Genomic DNA, 18,456 nt, shown 5'->3' on the forward strand with positions numbered 1-18,456 from the left:
GAAAGGCAGAAACGCGCCGGAGCCCAAAAATCGGGGGCCCAGATTGAGTGAAGCGAATGCTCCGGGAGCCGCCATCAAAGCACCATTGGCGCGGGACGCACCCAATCTTGGATCGCACCGTTGACGCGACCCGCCTCATCCAGACCAAGAACAATGTACTCAAGGTCAGCAATTCGCTCGACCTTCCACGTGCCATCTGGGCTGCTACGAACGTCCGCCACGAGCGCCATCGTACGGCGCTCCAGCACACGAATTCTCACCACCGCCGGCTGATTGAGCACACGCGCACGCCCATCAGGGCTATCCGGGTTTCCCGGGTCGGCCGGAGAAGTCCCGCCAAGAAAGAACGCACCTCTAAAAATAATTGCTTTGGAGATTTTGAAAGATCGGTCCTGGGCGCGCATAGGTCACCACTTTGCAGTCATATCGATCAGGAATTGACCCGAGTACTGCGTACCGGTGGATGGCGCATTATTGTTCAGCACATTAAAAAACTTGACATAGAAAGTCTTACCCGGGAACGCGTCGATGTCGTTCAGCATTTCACCACTTGAGAATGGGCGCACATGAAGGGGCGTGTATGCGCCCGGCAAATACCCCCTTGCCAGATAGGCCCCCTCCTTCATCAGAGGCCGTTCGAACAGTGCACCACCAGAGACCGGATCTGGGAAGGCACCACCAGTCGACCCAATCGCATTGCCTGCAGCACCGTGACTGGGGTTAGCCAAGCTTAGAGCGATAGAGCCGGGCAACTGAGTGTATGCCCTTAGCGCGTAGCAGGACGCGCTGGATACTGCACTAGCAAGCGGACTCGTCGTGTACATCAAACCATCTGCGACTGACTGGGCTGGCGTTGTCATTGAGTTGCCGGCAACCATGAAATGTGACTTGTCCCCCGGAACAAAAGACTCCAGGTCGCCAGCAAAAAAAGGAAATGCTGGAATCGTCGCGTACTCATTGGAAGCGGCCAAGCTGTAGTAGTTGACAAAGAAGTACATCGCCTGATCTGTGGCAACAATCTCCCACGGCCGGGAGTCACCACTGTTCGCGCTTGATTTCAGCAGGAGAATTCCGTTTGCTCTCTGGGCGGTAGTGGGGGCCGGACCGGTCCCAGTATCTATGTCGCTCATTGTTTCGTACGCCCGCGCGAATCCGTACCCCGGCGTCGCACTCGGCTCTTCCACACGCAGATAGCCGCCCGATCCATCGACGTGATTATTCCTGTAAACACGTTTATTGGTCGCGCTGAAGGTTCGAATCCAGCCCGCTCCAGGCTTGAAGTCAGAACCCACGCCATATCCGGTGACCAAGACCGCATCCAGCAGCGCCACAAGGCTGCCAGCCAAACCGCTCAACTGGGGCGCGCCCGGATCGGTGGACCTGTAGATTCGGGGCAGTGAGGCCATTATGCAGCTCCTTCAATATTGCCGATTACTTGGATGCGAGTTGAATCAGTAGCTACCTCGGGCGTCCCAGGCAGCGTCGTGCGAATCATCCACACCGGAGCCAATCCACCCACGGTGTTGAAGCGCACCGCATTGTTGGTAGACCAACCGCCGCCCCACCCCTCTTTTCGCATCAGGAAGTACGGCTGGTTGGTTCGCGGGTTCACCGGCGCCAGATCAGACGTGGTATTGCCCGAAGCGATCACACCCACCGTCTCACCGATCAGCTCAAACTGCGTGGCGGACGTGAACCGCACAGCCCAACGCTCGGTGATCGCATCCGCATTGGTCACCACCAGCGGATAGTCGGTGTCGTTGTAGGTGCCGGGAGCAACGCTGCCGGAGGGAAGATCCGCCCACACGTTCGACCACGTGGCCTGATCGAACAGGCTCACCACCCGCGCCTGCAGATCCAGCGAGCCATTTGCCTCACCCAGACGCAGCGCGGTGCTGATCATCGCCTCGCCCACCGGGTAGTCATGGGTCAGACCGGTATTGATCTCGATTTCGCCCGTGATCTGCGGCTGCACCACCAAGCGCCGGTCTTCCACGCGCTCGCTGATCGTGATGGGCAGCGTGTAGGCAGAGAGGTTCAGCGGATCGCTGAACTTGAGCGTGCCCACGTCCAGGTCAGCCAGGAACCATGCCGCGTCCACCGGTGCACCGAGCGCGTCACGCACCTCGATGGCCGCCACCCGGCCGCGACCGAAGGACACCGTCTGGTTCGCCTGCGGCGAGACCACCACATGCTTGGCGGTGTGGTGAATCAACACCGTCTGCCCGGGCTTGAATGCCGGCGCGCGGCCGTCGCTGGGCAAGCGAACGGACGACAGGCCGATGACGACTTCCGAGAGCGGAATCGAGCGATAGACCACCGCCCCCATGTAGATTGAGCCGGCCTGGACCAGCGCCGGGCGCCAGATCCGGTCGCCTTCCACCAGGTCAGGATCGAACCAAGGCTGCCCCTCGTTTCCCGCCACCGGCACCAACTGGCCGAACTGGACCTTGGCGACACCACTTTCCCAATCAACGGAGCCGCGGATCTGGGCGCCGGAGATCAGCCCATTGATGTCGGCCGTCGCGGTGAGCAGCTCGCCGTCCAGGCGGTTGGCCCGCAAGGTGAACATGCCAGGCCGCAGGGGCGAGCCAGGCGCGCGGAAGAAGCTGTTGGCAACGCCAGGGTCGCCAATGCGCGTCAGCAGGGACTGGATCTGCACGCTGTTGGCGCCGCCGGCCAGCCACTGGGTCAGGCTCACCACGCCAGCGGTGTAGTCGATGGTGCCGGCGTAAACCCCCGCTCCGGTCAGCGGATCGACCGTGTGATAGAGCCCGCCACTGCGGTCCACGTAGGTGCGGCCACGGAACGTGAACCTCACGCTGCCGGGCACGATGCTGTCGCTGATCGTCGGCGTCAGCTGCAGGGATACCGGCGGAAGCTGCAGCGACTCTTCAGCCGACTCGGCCCCAGCACCGGCGAGTGTCCAGCCGACCGAGACCAACGTGCCCGCCGAGAACTGCGCCAGCACGTCGACGCGGCCATAGCCCACAACCTTCAGCCGTCCCGAGCGCAGCTCGTACAGCGGGTAGGACACCTGGCGGACCATGAATTTGCCGGCCTGAAGGGTCACCGCACCGCTGCTGTAGTTGACGGCCCCCAGCGCCGTGGTCGCCGCGGTGTCGCCTACCGATACCGCCACGAGGTTGCCGTTGCCGTCATCCTTGGCGATGACGCGCATCGGCTGCGGCGCAGAGGCCAGATCGTAGGCGTCCCGCATCACCGTGATGACCCAGTCGAGCATCACCGATCCCGGCTTCACCGGGCCCTGCGGCAGGGTGAAGGACACCAGGCCGTTGCCGTCCGGCACCGGCTGCGGTGCAGCGTGGAGCGACTCAGCCCAGTCATAGTTCACCGCCACCTGGCTGTTGGCGTCGGGCAGCGTATCCAGCTGCAGCAGGCACTCACCCGTTGCATAGGCGATTGACCCGCGAATCTGCCCCGAGATAAGTAGGCCACCGACGCCGTTGTCGGTCACGCTCACATCCGTGCCACCTACCCGCACCGTCAGCCGCACAGTGCCCGGAACTGCACCCTCGTGCCCCAGCAGGAACCGCAGCGACGGCGGCTTGATGTTGGTATCGCCAGAACGAGCCTCAGCGATGATCGAGGTACCCCACGCGGTAATGATGCTGCTGTCCAGATCGGGCAGCGCCCCGGTCGTCAGCACCAGAGAACCGGTTATGTAGTTGATTGTGCCGCTGCCCTGCCCCGGCTTGCCAACGAGCTGGCCGCGGCCATTGTCGGTCAGGCGGTACCAGCGGCCGAGCGCTCGGTAGTCCACCACGACAGTGCCCGGCGCCGGCAGTGGTTCCAGCTGTGTCAGCCAGACCATGCCCTGGTTGTTCTGGGTCACCGCGATCTCATCGGTGAAGCCCTGCATGGGGATGGTGCCGGCAGGCGTCGCGGTGATGCTGACGCTGGTGCTGCCCACGCCGGTCGAGTGAACGATGGATACGGCGCCCGTCTGGTAGTCGACGGTGCCTGCCCACGGCGTGACTGCGGCCGAGGCCAGACCGCCCGTGCCATCGTCCGTCAGCTCGATGCTACCGACCAACACCTTTACGCTGCCGACCGCCATGCCGGTGCCCAGAAAGCGCGTTACCGCGATGCCAGCCGTGAACGCGCTGCTGAAGTTCAGCGCCAGGCTGTTGGCTGGGCCGGAGGGAATGTGGCTCAGCGTACCCATGCCGGCCAGCACGTCGCTCACGGCGGTCTCGGCGGTGGATGTGGGGACAATCGGCACGTAGGGCGAGTCGATCTGCACGGACAGGTCACCGGGCTTACCAGCCGCCGTCAGCCGCTTCACGCTGTGGTAGCTGGTGGCGTCGACCACATTGGTCTCGTAGACCCTGGTGCCCGGCTTGGTAGCCGAGTACCGGATGACCTCCTGACCATAGAAATTGAGCAGCAGCGCGTTGACCAGCTCGATCACTAGCACATCGCGCTCGAAAGATCCCTGGTCATCGGTGAACGTGCGCGTGGTCCGTGAGAGCACGTTCTTCACTCGCACATACTGTTCGCCCGGGTCGCGGCCCGAGGCGGCTACCGTCAGCAGGCTCAGGTTGTCGTTGATGTCCGGGCTGGGCGCGTCCTTGGTGGTGTAGACCTGAATGGTCATCTGGCCGATGAAGTGGTCACCCAGCAGGATGAAGCGCGATTCGGTGCCGCGGGTGATGTAGCTCTCCACCCGGTTCTTCGCATCCAGACGGACATCGCTGTAGGAGCCGGTGGCGAACATGGTCACGGTCACGCGCGGGTCGGACGGCGGGTCGATCAGCACCGCGATGGCATCCTTCAGCACGTCCGGGCCCGGGGTGTCCACGTGCACGAACATTTTGCGGAGCGTGGAACGACCGGTGGTCCGCTCTTCATCGCCGATGTCGGGGAACAGGTTGTTCATGGCGCCATCGACAATCTCCGCCTGGACCATGCGGCCGCCGCCATCGGGGTTGTCGGTGAGGCGCTGCGACTGGCGCATCTTGATATCGGTTGCAAGGATCGTCATTGGTCAGACCGTCATGAGGCGAAGGGTGATGGAGAAGAAATCGGCGTCGACCGCCGGGGTAGCGAAGCGCAACGGCTGGGCGTCCAGCGCAGCCCCTTCAGTGCGCAGCCATCGCACCTGGAAGGTTCGGTCGCCGCCGTTGTGCGCCGGCAGCACCAACGTCATGGGCGCGGCCTGCAGCTGCTCGCTCAGGGACTGCAGCTGCCGCAGCACATCCAGCTGGATAGGGGCGACGTACGCCTGACCATCGCGGGTGGTCTGCAGCGTGATCGGGCGCCCGGCCTGGCGCGCAGACTCCTGTACGATCAGCGCCCCGCTCAGGCTGGTGCGCACCTGCTGACCGATACGCCAAGCGGTGAACTCATCGGTCCACTGCAGATCCGCCGGCAGCTCGATCCCGGCAAGCGCAACCCTACTCATCGCGCCCCCCTCACCGAGACTGCGCGGCTACGCTCGATCCTGCGCAGCACGATGGGCGCGACCAGGCCGGCAATGCGCTCGGCCTGCTGGATCTCGGCCGCCGTGGCGCCGGCCACCACTTCCTTGCTGGGAGCCTTCCAGTCGATGGTCAGAACCTGTTCCTTGTTGTCGCCCGCCTGGATGCGGGAAGCGTCCGCCTTGGCCTGGGCATCAGCCTCTGCGAGTGCGGCACGTCGCCGCTCTTCAGCCGCCTGTTTGGCTGCCTGCTCCTTCTCCAGGCGCTTGGATTCGATCTGGCTTTCCAGCTGCACGATGGCGTCCAGCTCGCTGGACCCTACCAGGTCGAAGCGCTGCGCCAGTTCCTTGCGCTTGCCAGAGATCTCATCCATCCCGTCCAGCAGCTGCTTCTGCTCTTCGGTGTACTTCGCCAGATCCTGCCGCTGCTCGAACAGCGCGTTCCACACGTTGGCAAACTGCTGCAGGCCGTTGGGACCCTTCATCTGGGCCAGCAGTTCCCTTGTGCGTTCGGAGACCTCGCCCATGTTCATGGAGAACCCGCCGGCCGCAGCCGATGCCGTCTTCATGCTGTTGCCCGCCGCATCAGCGCCCTCGGCCACCCGCTCGACGCCGCTGCCCGCCTCATCCGACGCCTGCTTGACCTCCCGCAACGCGCCAGACACCTTCTGCGCCCCCTGCTCGATGCGGCCCATGGAAGACTCGCCCTTGGCACCCAGCTCTTCCAGTGAATCGCCCGTATCGTAGGCAGCCCTCTGCACATCCAGCTGGGATTGCACTTGGGCGCGACGCCACGCATCACTGTCCGCGACAGCGGCCCTGGCGGTGTCGGCGTAGGCGCGGAACGCACGGCGCACGTCCTCCACCGATGCCTTGCCGTTGGCAGCACCCTTGCGGATCGTTTCGAACGCCTCCCAAGCCGAATCCCGTGCGGCATTCAGCGACTGCTGGGACTGGATACCCAGGCGCTGGAACTCATCGGTCAGCGGGTTCAGGCCTGCCTCGATCTCCCGAAGACGAGCACGCAGCGCGGATGCCGCCCGGGCGGCCGAGTCGAAGCCCACGCGCCCCTGCTCGCCCGCTGCCTGCAGCAGGTTGCCCAAGGTGCGGGCTTCATCCAGCGTGGCGACATTGCCCAGCGCCGCTTTGAAGGCCGCCTCAATCTGGGTGCCCGTCGCCACAGCGTTCTCGGTGACGGCGCCGAAAGCGGCAATGGCATCCCGGCCCGCCTGGGTGAAGCTGACGCCCAACTGGCCCGAGGCCACACCGAGCTTGTTCATCGCCGCAAGCAGGGTGGTCTCCAGCACGGCCGTGGCGTTTACCGCCGCCTGCGGCAGCGAATCGAAGGCCGCTTGGGTCGCGCCCTGGAACCGGGCAAGTTCTTCACCCGACAGCTGTTGCAGGGTCGCAAGCAGCCCGTCACGCACATTGCGCTCGGCAACGCGTCCCTGGGCTGCGATGAAGCCCAGAGCCTCGCCCACGGAGGCAAGCGTGGACGTATCGGCAAAGTTGAGGCCGGAAAACATCTTGCGGATGGACTCGTTCGCCAGCTTGGCATTGCTGTCGATGCCTTCGAGCTGCGCCACAACCAGCTGCGCCGCGCCACCGATGCCATTCTTCATCGCATCGGCCGCAGTCTGGACGCCGGTTCGCAACGCCGCGAACCCCGTTGACACGTCCAGCAGCTGCTGCGTCACTTGGCCCAGCTGCTGCAGCTCTTCCGCCGTCGCCATGCCGGACTTCTTCTGCATCAGCAGGAAGCCTTCCTGCGCGGTCAGATACTGCTCCAGCCCGGACAGGCGATTTTCATAAGCCAGCCGCTCAGCCTCACCCAGTCTGGAAACTTCCTCGGCCGACTTGATGACTACATCTCTATAGGCGATGAAATCGATGGCGTGCTTCCGTAGGCTCAGTCCGGAATCACGCACGACATTCAAGTACGCCCTTTCTGCATCTCCGGCTTTCGCCAATGCACGACTGTGGTGCCGATAGACGTCCTCAGCGAAGGTCTTGAGTACCTTCAAGCCCTGATAGGCGCCCCAGATGAGGCCTATCCAGATGTTCATCTTGGCGGATTTGGATAAAGCGCCAAGAGCCGTACCAAGCTGTCCTATTCCCCGGCCACCAGCGGCAACCGCTGCGTTGTTCGCCAGCTGCGCCGTGGTGGTAGCGATCAGCGCCATGCGCCAAGCATTCAACTGCATGATCGCGCCGACGATCTTGAACTGTGCGTACGCAGCCGCCAACAAGGCAAGTAGCCTGGCGTGCTCAACCACCCACTTGGTCGCACCCTTCACTGCCTCGGCCATGGTGATGATGGCCTGGGCCGTCTGCTTGGCCCAGCGCGACAGGCTGCCATCGGCGGCCAGTCGATCCAGCGTGGTCAGCAGAGTGGTCAGCTGTTCCTTGAAGTAGGTCAGCACGCCCTGGTCAGCGACTTCCTGCTTCCAATCCTTGAAACGGTCGGTTGCCGTCTTCCACAGGCCCGCGATGGTGCCGACCTTGGCGGCGGCAGCAGCACCACCGTAGGACTCGGTGAGCATGTCCAGAATGATGGACTGCGCCTGCGCGACCTGTCCGGTCGCCTCCAAGCTCTTGATGAGCGCCTTCTGGCTGTCATCCAGCGTGAAGCCCTGCTTGCTCAGGCTTTCCATCGCCTTGGAAGGCGTCTGCAGCGCCTTGCCCACCGTCTCAGCCGACTGCTCCAGCGACATGCCCAGCCGTTGGGCCTGGTCGATGGTGATCTGCATCGCAGCCGGGAACTGCTCGCCCACGATGTTGGTGTAGGACAGCAGGCGCACCTGCGCCGCGCTGATCTGCCCATCATCAAACAGCCCGCTCTGCAGCTGCTGGCGCATGGCAGCCAGGCTCTGTGCGGTGAACTCGCTGGTGCGGCCCGTGGCATGCAAGGCTGCTTCCAGCTGTGCAAGCTCCTGCTCGGCGTCACTGCCTTCCTTCACGATGGCCTTGATGCCATCGACAACCCTGTTCAGGCCGACAAACGCGATCGCACCCGCCGCGACCGCCTTGAGCCGGCCGAACCAGCTGACTGTGCTCTCGGTCGCCGAGGCCAGGTCTCCGCTGCCGGCGGCAGCATCAGCGGCGCGCTCGCGGTACTCGGCCAGCGACTTCGCGGCAGCCTTGCTGGTGGTGGCCTGCTTGCGGAAGGCGGCCTCGCCTTCCTCGATCTGCTGCTTGCGCCGGCGGCCTGCCTCGGCCTCGGCGGCGGCGGCACGGGCCTGCTCGCTTAGCGCGGCCGCGCTGCGGGTGGCCTCGACACGCAGGCGCTGCTGGTGGTCGGCCAGGTTGGCCGTGTTGACGCCGAGCGAGGACAGTTCGGTATCTGCCTTGGCAACCGCGTCCCACTGCTCGGCAAGCGCCTTCTGCAGGCGCTCCCCCTCTTTGCGCAGCTCGCGCTGGGCAGCCAGCACCTCGCGCGACGGCTTCTCCATCTCGCCGATGCTGAGGCTGAGGGACAGAGCAGCCTGCTGGTTGGCTCCGAACTGCTTTTCCAGCTCGGCAAGGTCGATAAGCATGCCGTCGTAGGCGTCCGCCTTGGATGCGGCCTCATTCAGCCCGGTCAGCGAATCCAGCAGCTTGGATGCCTTGCTGGCGGTCTCGACCGATACATCACCCAGGTCGCCGAATGCCGCGCGCAGCTCGTCCACGCCCTCGCGGCCTTGGGTTTCGATGACAACCCGAATTGCTTCTTCCAGCCGATCAGCCATTGGAGCTTCCGTTGATGCGCCACTGGCGGCGCAGTTCAGTCACGTAGGTGGTATGCAGGCGATCCATGAGCCGACGACGCGCGGTCAGCGCACGGCTGTTACCGTCAGCGCCGGACAGCATCTCGAACGGGCTGGGGCCACGCAGGATGCGAACCGGGCCGCGGCCATGACGCTTCTGCTGCGCCCGATCCCAGCTGCGCACCCGGATGGCCTTGCGGCCCTTGATCGTGGCGATGAAGGCACCCTCGTACGTCTTCAACTCGCCCAGGCCGATGCTGGCCGTCGCGCCCTTGGACTTCCGGCCCGCCCAGCGACCACCGAACTCGATCAGCGAGATCTGCCGGGTGCTGGCCCAGATCGCCAGAAAGTCATCCCTGCCGCGCTTCCCGGTGCTGTAACCGCGTTCGCCGGTCTCCACGCGGTACTTCCCGCGAAGCGCCGAGGCGCGGAGGTTGTAGGAGGCCCGGACTTCCTGCGTGGTGGCCGGCCCAGCGCGCCGCTGAAGCCCAATAAACGCCCGCTGCACCGACAGGTCGTAGCGGTTCAGCACTTCGCCGGCCAGGTCGGCCAGGCCGTGGAAGCCCTTCGCGCGACGGCCGCTTACGTAGTACTTGAGCAGGTTGTTGGCGCGATTGGATGCCACTAAACCCTTCCTGATTCATGCTGGGAGGGCGCCGTTCGAGCGCCCTCCCCTTGCCGAGGTCACCAGCCCGCTCAGCCCGCCGCCTGCGCCGCGATCTTGAACGTGTAGAGATCGGTCTCGCCGGACTGGAAGATCACCGGGCCGGTCAGGGTCACCTGGATCGGCTCATCGCTGAACCAGTCCACATCACCATCCACAGTCAGGTCGACGTTCGGGATCGTCAGCAGGCCTTCGTCGCCGCTGATGCGGTCCTGCATATCGCCCAGGATCTGGAACGACTTGCTGGGCGTGGTGCCGCCACTGATGGCGGTTTCCAGGTAGGCGTCGTAAGTGTAGGTGGCCACCACGGTGTTGCCGGCCTGCAGCGCGCCGCCGATCTTCGGAATCAGCAGGCCATGCACCGGATCGAGGGTGTAGTCGGTGCCTTCCACCAGATCGTCGGCACCCTTCTTGAAAACTGGCGCGGTGTCGGCCAGCAGGAAGTTGTGCGGCAGCTTGACCGGCGTATCCACGCTACCCACGGTCACGGACACGTCGGTGGCGGTACCGGCGGCGAATTGGGTGGACACCAGGGTGCCGTAGAGCATGCGGGCCAGGATGGCGGTCGGCACTTCCAGCGCGGTGATGGAGACGTTGGTGACCCCCGGATTGGTGTCCTTGTGGATGATCTGCTGATAGCGTGCGTCACGGCGCTTGCTCTTGATCTCCACTGAGTCGCCGGCTTCATAGCTGAACGTCAGCGACGACTGTTCCAGCGGCTGGTTGCCGAACTTGTCGGCCGGCTCGGGGATAACGGGGATGCGAGCGCCGTTCGCGCCGTGCTCCCAGAAACGCAGATCGCCTGCGAACTTACGGACTTTGGGCTGTGCCATGGTGTTGCTCCTACGGGTTCGGGTTGGGGACGGGCTCAAAGGTCTCGGTCAGACCCGCCCGCGCGGTGATCTGAGCGACGACGGCGGAGTGCCCTGCGTCGTCTTCCAGGGTTGCCATCTGGGTTGTCAGCACTTCGAAGGCGGTGACGCCCATCGGCAGCATCTTGGCGTTCAGGGTCAGGGCGCGGATCAGGTCGTGCCTGGCACGGTGAACGAGCAACCGTGGGTTCTCCTGACCGCTCCCGCGAGGGACTTCGAACTCGATGGTGATAGCGGCGTCGGAACTTGCCTGGGCGCTACCGCCGCCACTCCGCGAGAGCTGCTGGACCGAGATGACGGTGGCGGGCTCGGATTGGTCCTCGGGCACCTCATCATCGTCGACCACGATCAGCCCGCTCCCGATATCGGTGCGGAATCCGGCCGACGTGCGGATCAGCTTCACGCGATCGCGCAAGAACTCGACCAGCTGCCAGGAGAGGGGTTCAGCCAACTCAGCCACGGCGCACCAGCCACCGGCTGCGGGAGCCGTCGTCACTGAGCTTCTTCACGTTCACGAAGGCCTCGCCATCGACTTCGACGCGGTCTCCCTGCTCCGGGTCAACATCGGCTCGCAGGTAGGCGATTTCGACCCGTCCAGCAACGAACTGCTGCAGATCCCCGACGGTCTCCACATCGCGGTCGACGTAGATCCGTACGCCCGCAGTCACGACGCCGGCCTTCTCCGAGGTGACCGTGGCGGTGGAGACCATGCCGGCGATTGCCAGCGCACCATGAATGGTTGCGTCCATCTGGCGCAGGAAGTCCCGCTCGCTCACCGGGCACCCCCCGAACACAGAAGGGCATAGGCCTGCAGCCCCCTCACCTGGGCGTCGCACTGGGCGGCGGCGCCAACAGCTCGGCCCGCACTTTCGATTCGGTCGTCGGCTCGACCATCAGGCTGGCTGGCGGCGGCGGCGGCTGCGGACAGCTCTGCGGTGGCGATGGACGCTTGCCAACGCTGGTGCAGGCGCTGGTTGCCAGCGCGAAGATCAGCGACAAGGCGATCAGATGCCGTCTGTGCATCGTTCTTTTCCTTTTCGTACTTGGACGCCAAGGCGTTCGCGGCGGCGGCGCTGCTGCGCTCCGCCTTCAGGGTTTCGGCCGCGGCATCGGCCTCAGCGCGGGCGTCATCACGCTCGGCCTCCATGGCGTCACGGCTGGAAGCTGCATGGTCGGCCGCACGGTGCGCGATGGAGACCGAGCCGCGCTGCCAGACGATGACGCCCAGCAGCAAAAGGACAGCGACAATGAGGGCGCGGATCATGCTGATTCCACCGGGTCTTCGGGGGGAATGACCGCACCAACCCCGCGCATCGCCGCCTCCAGCGACATGATCCGCAACCGCAACCGATGGGCCTGCTCCTGCGCGGTCATGCGCAGCTTGATTTCTTCAGTGAGCTTCAGGGTTGTCTGGGCCTGTGACTCTTCCAGCGACTTCACGCGCTGGATGAGCCCATTGAGCAGATCGACATTGGCATCGGTTTCGGTGCGATCCTTACGTCGCGCCAGCAATGCCGTCCAGACCTCACGAAACAGCCAGAGCGCGACGACGCTTCCGGCCGCCCACCAGGGCGCTTGGGCGGTAACGCCGCCGCCGACCATCAGCCCAGCGCCTCTGCAACGCCGGCGTCGACCACGTCGGGCCGCCAGTACATGCCACCGTTTTCGTGCCTGGCGATAGCGGTAGCCAGACGGCTCAGGGTGACTGCATTGTCCAAGCGGATGACCTCCGAGGGCGCAACGCCCACGGCAGTGGCAACCTGCTGGACATAGGCACCGGTGTTGTTCTCCACCGGCGGCGCCCAGCGCCCGATGATCTCTTTCACCGTGCGCAGGCCGTGCTTGCGCTGGTAGGTGAGCAGGGTCTTCGCCAGTGCGCGGAACCCGGCCTGCGGGGTCAGGAACACGCAGAAGCGCTGCTCGCGGGCGATGGCGGCGGCAGATCGATCCTCACCCTGCCACGGCGTGCTGGTGCGGTCGATGTTGCCAGGATTGTTGTTGCGTACGCCGCGCGGCGTGCTGGTGGTGCCCATGCGATCCCCCGTTGTCGCTGTGGAAGAACCGGCACCGCTCACGCCACCCGGGCGCATGTGAGCGGTGCCGGCCTGTTTGGTTACGTGCCCGCCGCGGCGGAGCCGGGGGTCAGCCGGACGAACACGGTCAGCGCGCCAGCCTCGGCCGCGTAGACGGCAAACCCGATGTCGGCAACCTGATCGGCACCGGCTGCCGCAGCGATAGCGTGATCGGCGGCGGTGTCCCAGTTGACGGCGGCACCGACACCGAATACGGCGGCCGGCAGCTTGGGAAGCTCGAACACGCCTTCGACGTGCGTGGCGATGGTGTCGCCAGCCTTGCCATCGGTAACGGCGACGGCAACCAGCTTGCCCTGTACCACCAGCTCGCCACTCTTGGTGTCAGCGGTCAGGGTCACGTCGAGCACGCGACCGTCCTGATGTGCGTTCTTCATAAATACTCTCCGGATGCGTGAATGGGTTCAGGAGACCGCCGCTTTCGTGGTGATCTCCATGGCGGGCGATCAGCCCTGGGCGGGTGCCGGGTTGCCGGGGTTCTTGTAGATGCCTCGGTAGTCGGCAATCGCCGGTGCCGCATCCAGGCGCACCTTCCAGGCCACGCCGTCGACCGTGAAGCCCTGGTGCTGTTCCAGGTACGGCGTCTGGTTGCCGTCGAGATAGCCCACCACGATGCCGTCGACGTAGGCCGGGTTGGAGATGCCGTACCAGGCCTGAGCGCTCTTGGCGTCCAGACGACCGTCGTCCCAGACTTCGAAGGTTTCACGCACGATGTTGGGGTCGTTGCTGCCGACGCCCGCGCCCACGGCGAACTGCGCGGTGCGCACGGTCTTTGCCAGGCCGCTCAGCGCCACCGGCGTCAACAGGCCGCGCATCGGCACCTGGATGAGATTGCCATCAGCATCCTTCTGCAGGCGCATGGCGGCCTGCATCGCGCCGACGCTGGCAGTGCTGATCAACGCCGCCGGCAGCAGGTTGTTATGGTCAGCATGGAAGAGGGTCTTCCCATCGGCCAGCTTGGGGTTGCTGTTGATCAGGTCGAACACGGCCTTGGCGAGCGTACGGCGTGCCGCCTGGCCCATCTTTCGCGGCACGTCGCCAAACACGCCCAGTTCGTCGTTGATGATGGCCTGACGGGTGATGGTGAACAGCTTTCCGTAGGTCACGATCTTCATGGCCTGCGACTGCTCGGAGAACGAGCCCTGCTTGTACTCGCCGCCTTCCGGGACGACATCCAGATCAGAGAAGGCACCCAGACCCACCAGGTTGGTCGGCTTGAAGTCGCTCACATTCACCGGGCGGGTGTACTGGTCGAACGTTTCTTCCACTTCCTGGTAACCCTGCAGCAGGGCCCGACGCGAGGCGTCACCCAGCAGCTGCGGAAAATCCGAGCTGCTGTGGGTGAACGCCATGCCCACCACTTCCAAGCGCTCCATCCCCCGGGTGTCCACACCGGCCTGCTGCACACAGGCGCGGGCGATCTCGGTGAGCGACATGCCACGGAAGGCATTGCCATCCGTCGCCTGGACCAGACCGGCACGAGCCTGGATCGCATTGGACATGGCCGAGCGGGTCAGATCGCGCTGGTCAGTACCAGCGGTGACGGCCGCACCGCCATTGAGCGGTGCAGCGTTGCTGCCCAGCAGTGCCAGGATGTGGCGACCCACCGCGTCGGCGGTGATGTTGGAGTCCGCCTGCGCCATCACGCCACCCACGTACTCGCGGACCTGCTCGTTGCCCATGTGCGGGAGGGCAATGGCCTGGATCTGGGCGTTGCGCTCGCGCAGCGCCCCCAGCGCAGCCTGGACCGGATCGCCCGACGTCGGCGCGGAAACGGGAGGCGCAGCGACGGCCGGGGTGACCGGCGCGGCAGCGGTGGTTGCGACTGCCGGGCTCTGTCGACCGGCGTTCGCGAGGATGGCGCTGTACTGCTTCTTCATGGTTGGATCCTCGATATGGCCGATCACGGCCGACTGGCTGACCTCGGGAAGCGAGGCGAATACTTGCGGAGAGAGGCTGGCGACGATGCTTCGACGCAGCTGGGACAAAACGGGCGCGCCAGCACCCTCGATGGACTGCAGATAGCCGCGGATCGCGACGGTAGATGCCGACGACCACATAGCCGTGGCCCCGGGGTCGGCGTCCACCACCAGGTCGGCCAGACCGGCATCGACGGCCTGCGGACCGGAGAACCAGTGGTCGGCATCGTCGGTAAGCAGTCGCTCCATCTCTTCACGCTGACCAGAACGGGCCGCATAGGCCTCCAGCATGGCCGACGCGTGCGCGTCCAGCGCCTCCGCGTTCTGACGGAATGCCGTAGCGCTGCCGGCAGCAACGGTGCGCGGCGCATGAACCATGACCAGGGAGCTGGCATAGACCCGGCGCTCATCACCGGCCTGCAGGATCAGCGAGGCGATGGAAGCGGCCTGCCCTTCCACGGTGATGATCTTGTGCGCCGGATGGGCCTGCAGTGCGTTGTGGATTGCCATGCCGTCAGCGACGACACCACCAACACTGTTCAAGCGCACGTGGATGGTGCCAGCCGTGATCTGGCCGATCCGCTCGACCAGGTCGGCAGCGGACACCGACTCTTCGAACAGATAGCCACCGATGGCGCCATAGATCATCACGTCGGCGACATCGGCCTCCGCGCGGACCTGATACAGCGCGGGGCCGAGCTCGGCTTCGGTTGCCGCTTCCGCGCGGATGGTGTTCTGGATCGCGCTGGCCAACAGGCGTGCACGCATGTCATTCGCTCCTGGAGAGATCGCGCGTCAGCTGGCCCAAGACTTGGGCACGCGCTTCTGCACTGGTGTTGGGCGCCGGCGGCGCAAGGGTCTGGGTCTGCTCCTGCCAGTCCTGACGCTGACGCAGGACCTCAGCGGGGTTGTTGCCGTACTGGAGCGTGTTCTGCTGCGGCGACACCCAGCCGCGGTCCTCCGCCTCGCCGCGCGCGTAGGCCTCCTTCAACGGATCAATCCACGGCATCACCGGTCGGACGTACGTTGAAGCGGCCAGGTCCCTCAGCGTCCAGCCGCGTGGCAGGCGCACGCGGCCCGAAAGCACGCATGCCTCCACGAAACGCATGCGCTGCGGTCGCACGCACAGCGCAATGAAGCGTTCGGCCAGCATCAGGTAGCTGCCCCACTTCTCGACGAGCTCCTGACGCTGTGCCGAATAGGTGCCGTTGTAGTCCAGCGAAAGGCTGGAATAGCTCACGCCGATGCCACCAGCAGCTGCGCGCAACTGCTCCTTCCGCCAGGTGGCGGCATTGGGATTCGGCCGGTCGGTGCCCAGGCTCTCAATCGACTCGCCAGGCAACAGATCATCGAAGATCGCGCCGGGGGCGAGGCGCAGCTCACGAATCGGAACACCGTCCTGAAGGATGGCCTGGCCACCCAGATCCGCGCCGTATTGCTCGCCGCTGCCCTTCTTGATCTGGAACGTCATCGACGCCGCCACCTTGGCAGCAATGCGTTCGGATTCTTCGTAGTCCTTCACGTCCTCAAAGCGGGACATGGCGCTCGCGAACACGCTGAGCCCCCGCACCTGGTGCAGGCGCTTCATCAGCGCGATGCAGTGCATGAACTCGGCAGAAACCCGCTTGGTTTCCAGCCGCGCGCCCATCGGATCGCCCGGGTGACTCTTGTAGACGTGGAACGCGATAGGCCGGCCCCAGGCGTTGCGCTCGACACCTTGCAGGATGTTGCGCGCCGGATCGTTGAAGTCCAACGGCACCAGGTCGGCCTCCAACATCTCGAAGCTGTACGGCACAGCGGTGCCGTGCTCGAAGTACGGCACGGTTCCAATCAGGTCCTGGTAGAACGCATCACCGTCGCGGAACCAGCTGCGTGCCAGCAGCTGCTGACACATCCCGTAATCGTGCGTGCGGGTGGCCTCGGGCGCATCCCACCAAGCGTCCCACAGGTCGTCCAGCTGCAGTGCCAGATCGCGGTTGATCGGCTGCCCGGGGAGCCGAGGCGCAGAGAGCACGTCGATGCCTGCGCCAACCGTGTTCTGGACCAGAACATTCAACGCGTTGTCTGCCAGATCGAGGTCACGCTCCAGATGGCGGGCCTGGTCGCGGAGCTGGCGCGCATCCATCCCTGCGATGGCATTGCCACTGCCCCAGTCCCTCGCCAACTTTCGGTTTCGCGACGGCCGCGTGACTTCGTGCGCGCGCGCGAAGACCGGAGCCATCTGTGCCCGCGCTGATTGAATGGCGCGATCCGCGCCGAGTGCGGCGTCCAATCGTGCCTTGGCGATCTGCGCGGAGGACATCAGGTCACCCCGCCGAAATCGGCATTGGCCCAGCGCGCCCGCCGACCGGCAACCGAGCCTGCACGTAGCACCGCAGCCTGCCACTCTTTCCGACCGGAACGGATCTCGGCCAGGTCCGCCCGGGTCAACTGGCGATCACCGATACGAACGGTCTGGCCCGAAAGGACGGCGACCTCCGCGTCGATGTAGAAATCCAGCATTTCCTGAGCAGTCTTCATGACTACATAGGCTAGGCACCCGACTGTCCACGTTCTAGGCAAACTCGTGGACAGTGGTGGTCGCAACTCACTGATCTACAAGGACAGAAAAACTATTTTGTCTCCACTTTTGCCAAAGTCGTGGACAGTTGCCTTTTCGCGGCCCTCGGTAGCCCTCCCGGGAACAGGTCGTGGAGCTTCGCCCGGGAAAGGTCAAACTTGGACATGACCTGTTTCACGGGAATCCCAGCTACCAGCGCGGCCCTTATTTCAGCCATCGGGTACTCCCGAGGCGCCGCAGGGAAATATGGTCGCTCACCGGCAAAGCACTGCATCACCGATTCAACGAACGGCAGCGCCATGCGTTCGCTGATTCCGATATCGGCCCGCATTGCGGCCAGGATCCGCTCCTTCAGCTCTTCCGCTGACTCGGTACGTTTTGCCATTACAGCGCCCACCCATCTCGCGCCAGCCCGCTGCTACGCGGCCGGACCTGTTGCGTTCCACGCGAAACACTCTTCGCCTCTACTTCGGTAGCCGGTGCCGCTGTTTCACGGGAATCCGTGGTGTTCACGGTCAGCAGCAGGCGGGCCTCCAGCACGTCCCAGTCTGCACGCGTGTAGCGATGCAGGCGGACCTCCGGGTGGTGCGCGGCGGCATAGGCATAGACCCAAGTGTCCAGCGGCTCGTTACGTGTAACCCTCTTCTCAAATCGGTTCTTCACCGGGTTGTAGACCTCCGACACCAAACCGGGGAAGTACTCATCCGGCAGCTCATCGCTGAAATGCACCAGGCGCGATTCGACGGCGCGCTCCGCATCGGCAGAGAGGCGGCTGTACAGATAGTGCTTCGCAGCCACGGTGCCGACGTGGTGAATGGTGATGCCACGCTTGTCGGTTTTGCCGTTCCAGGTCACGTCAGCCAGCTTGCCCTTGGACAGGACTGGGGCATTGTTCGGTACAGCGCCGAAAATGCACATGGGCCTGGTGACACGGCGCTGGCGCACGTAGTTCTTGACCGCCTCCGTGCGGTGGCCACCGGCATCGATAGCAACTGCCATCGGCCGCAGAAGAGCGCCGTCAGCTCGCTCGATGGCGCGGTTAAGCAGATCCGTCAGCGCAACCCACACAGCATCCTCTGCGGGATCACCTTGCAGTTCCACATAGTCGAGGGTCCAGGCGGTCATGCCACGCCCCCAGCCAATGGTGTGGACCGCCAACCGA

Annotated in this window: 18 protein-coding genes; all 18 read right to left on the minus strand. The window is 64.7% G+C overall.

Annotated features, from left to right (window positions below; genetic code table 11):
- Positions 1–74 precede the first annotated feature (74 nt).
- Complete coding sequence (locus tag ACQKDV_RS06400) at positions 75–404, minus strand: hypothetical protein (RefSeq protein ID WP_427782930.1); 330 nt, start codon at positions 402–404, stop codon at positions 75–77.
- A gap of 3 nt (positions 405–407) precedes the next feature.
- A complete protein-coding gene (locus tag ACQKDV_RS06405; RefSeq protein ID WP_427782931.1) occupies positions 408–1,406 on the minus strand; it encodes a hypothetical protein in 999 nt (332 codons plus the stop codon).
- Entirely contained in the window at positions 1,406–5,008 is a 3,603-nt protein-coding gene (locus ACQKDV_RS06410; protein WP_427782932.1) for a hypothetical protein, read from the minus strand. Before ACQKDV_RS06410 ends, ACQKDV_RS06405 begins: the two co-directional genes overlap by 1 nt.
- Before the next feature lie 3 nt (positions 5,009–5,011).
- Positions 5,012–5,428, minus strand: a complete 417-nt coding sequence (locus ACQKDV_RS06415; protein ID WP_427782933.1) for a hypothetical protein — start codon at positions 5,426–5,428, stop codon at positions 5,012–5,014.
- A complete protein-coding gene (locus ACQKDV_RS06420; protein WP_427782934.1) occupies positions 5,425–9,171 on the minus strand; it encodes a Laminin subunit alpha-2 in 3,747 nt (1,248 codons plus the stop codon). The genes ACQKDV_RS06415 and ACQKDV_RS06420 overlap by 4 nt, the downstream gene beginning before the upstream one ends.
- Positions 9,164–9,814, minus strand: a complete 651-nt coding sequence (locus ACQKDV_RS06425) for a hypothetical protein (protein ID WP_427782935.1) — start codon at positions 9,812–9,814, stop codon at positions 9,164–9,166. The genes ACQKDV_RS06420 and ACQKDV_RS06425 overlap by 8 nt, the downstream gene beginning before the upstream one ends.
- A gap of 71 nt (positions 9,815–9,885) precedes the next feature.
- Positions 9,886–10,686 (minus strand): hypothetical protein, encoded by an 801-nt coding sequence (locus ACQKDV_RS06430; protein ID WP_427782936.1) that lies wholly within the window; start codon positions 10,684–10,686, stop codon positions 9,886–9,888.
- 10 nt (positions 10,687–10,696) lie between these two features.
- Complete coding sequence (locus ACQKDV_RS06435) at positions 10,697–11,185, minus strand: hypothetical protein (RefSeq protein ID WP_427782937.1); 489 nt, start codon at positions 11,183–11,185, stop codon at positions 10,697–10,699.
- Positions 11,178–11,501, minus strand: a complete 324-nt coding sequence (locus ACQKDV_RS06440; protein WP_427782938.1) for a head-tail joining protein — start codon at positions 11,499–11,501, stop codon at positions 11,178–11,180. Before ACQKDV_RS06440 ends, ACQKDV_RS06435 begins: the two co-directional genes overlap by 8 nt.
- Complete coding sequence (locus tag ACQKDV_RS06445; protein WP_427782939.1) at positions 11,498–11,989, minus strand: endopeptidase; 492 nt, start codon at positions 11,987–11,989, stop codon at positions 11,498–11,500. The genes ACQKDV_RS06440 and ACQKDV_RS06445 overlap by 4 nt, the downstream gene beginning before the upstream one ends.
- Positions 11,986–12,327 carry a hypothetical protein gene (locus ACQKDV_RS06450; protein WP_427782940.1) on the minus strand — a complete coding sequence of 114 codons (342 nt, stop codon included), beginning with the start codon at positions 12,325–12,327 and terminating at the stop codon, positions 11,986–11,988. Before ACQKDV_RS06450 ends, ACQKDV_RS06445 begins: the two co-directional genes overlap by 4 nt.
- Positions 12,327–12,758: a structural protein P5 gene (locus tag ACQKDV_RS06455; protein ID WP_427782941.1), complete on the minus strand. Its 432-nt coding sequence runs from the start codon at positions 12,756–12,758 to the stop codon at positions 12,327–12,329. Before ACQKDV_RS06455 ends, ACQKDV_RS06450 begins: the two co-directional genes overlap by 1 nt.
- Positions 12,759–12,838: 80 nt before the next feature.
- Positions 12,839–13,192: a DUF2190 family protein gene (locus tag ACQKDV_RS06460; RefSeq protein ID WP_427782942.1), complete on the minus strand. Its 354-nt coding sequence runs from the start codon at positions 13,190–13,192 to the stop codon at positions 12,839–12,841.
- Between the two features lie 69 nt (positions 13,193–13,261).
- Positions 13,262–15,502: a ClpP-like prohead protease/major capsid protein fusion protein gene (locus ACQKDV_RS06465; protein WP_427782943.1), complete on the minus strand. Its 2,241-nt coding sequence runs from the start codon at positions 15,500–15,502 to the stop codon at positions 13,262–13,264.
- A 1-nt stretch (position 15,503) separates the two neighbouring features.
- On the minus strand, positions 15,504–17,036 hold the full coding sequence (locus tag ACQKDV_RS06470) for a phage portal protein (RefSeq protein WP_427782944.1): 1,533 nt from the start codon (positions 17,034–17,036) through the stop codon (positions 15,504–15,506).
- A complete protein-coding gene (locus ACQKDV_RS06475) occupies positions 17,036–17,254 on the minus strand; it encodes a DUF6148 family protein (RefSeq protein ID WP_116862924.1) in 219 nt (72 codons plus the stop codon). The genes ACQKDV_RS06470 and ACQKDV_RS06475 overlap by 1 nt, the downstream gene beginning before the upstream one ends.
- Before the next feature lie 92 nt (positions 17,255–17,346).
- Positions 17,347–17,679 carry a hypothetical protein gene (locus tag ACQKDV_RS06480; protein ID WP_427782945.1) on the minus strand — a complete coding sequence of 111 codons (333 nt, stop codon included), beginning with the start codon at positions 17,677–17,679 and terminating at the stop codon, positions 17,347–17,349.
- On the minus strand, positions 17,679–18,456 hold a 778-nt coding region (locus ACQKDV_RS06485; RefSeq protein WP_427782946.1), incomplete at its 5' end, for a terminase gpA endonuclease subunit. The genes ACQKDV_RS06485 and ACQKDV_RS06480, both read right to left, overlap by 1 nt.

Source organism: Stenotrophomonas sp. NPDC077659, assembly GCF_050268705.1.
Lineage (GTDB): Bacteria > Pseudomonadota > Gammaproteobacteria > Xanthomonadales > Xanthomonadaceae > Stenotrophomonas.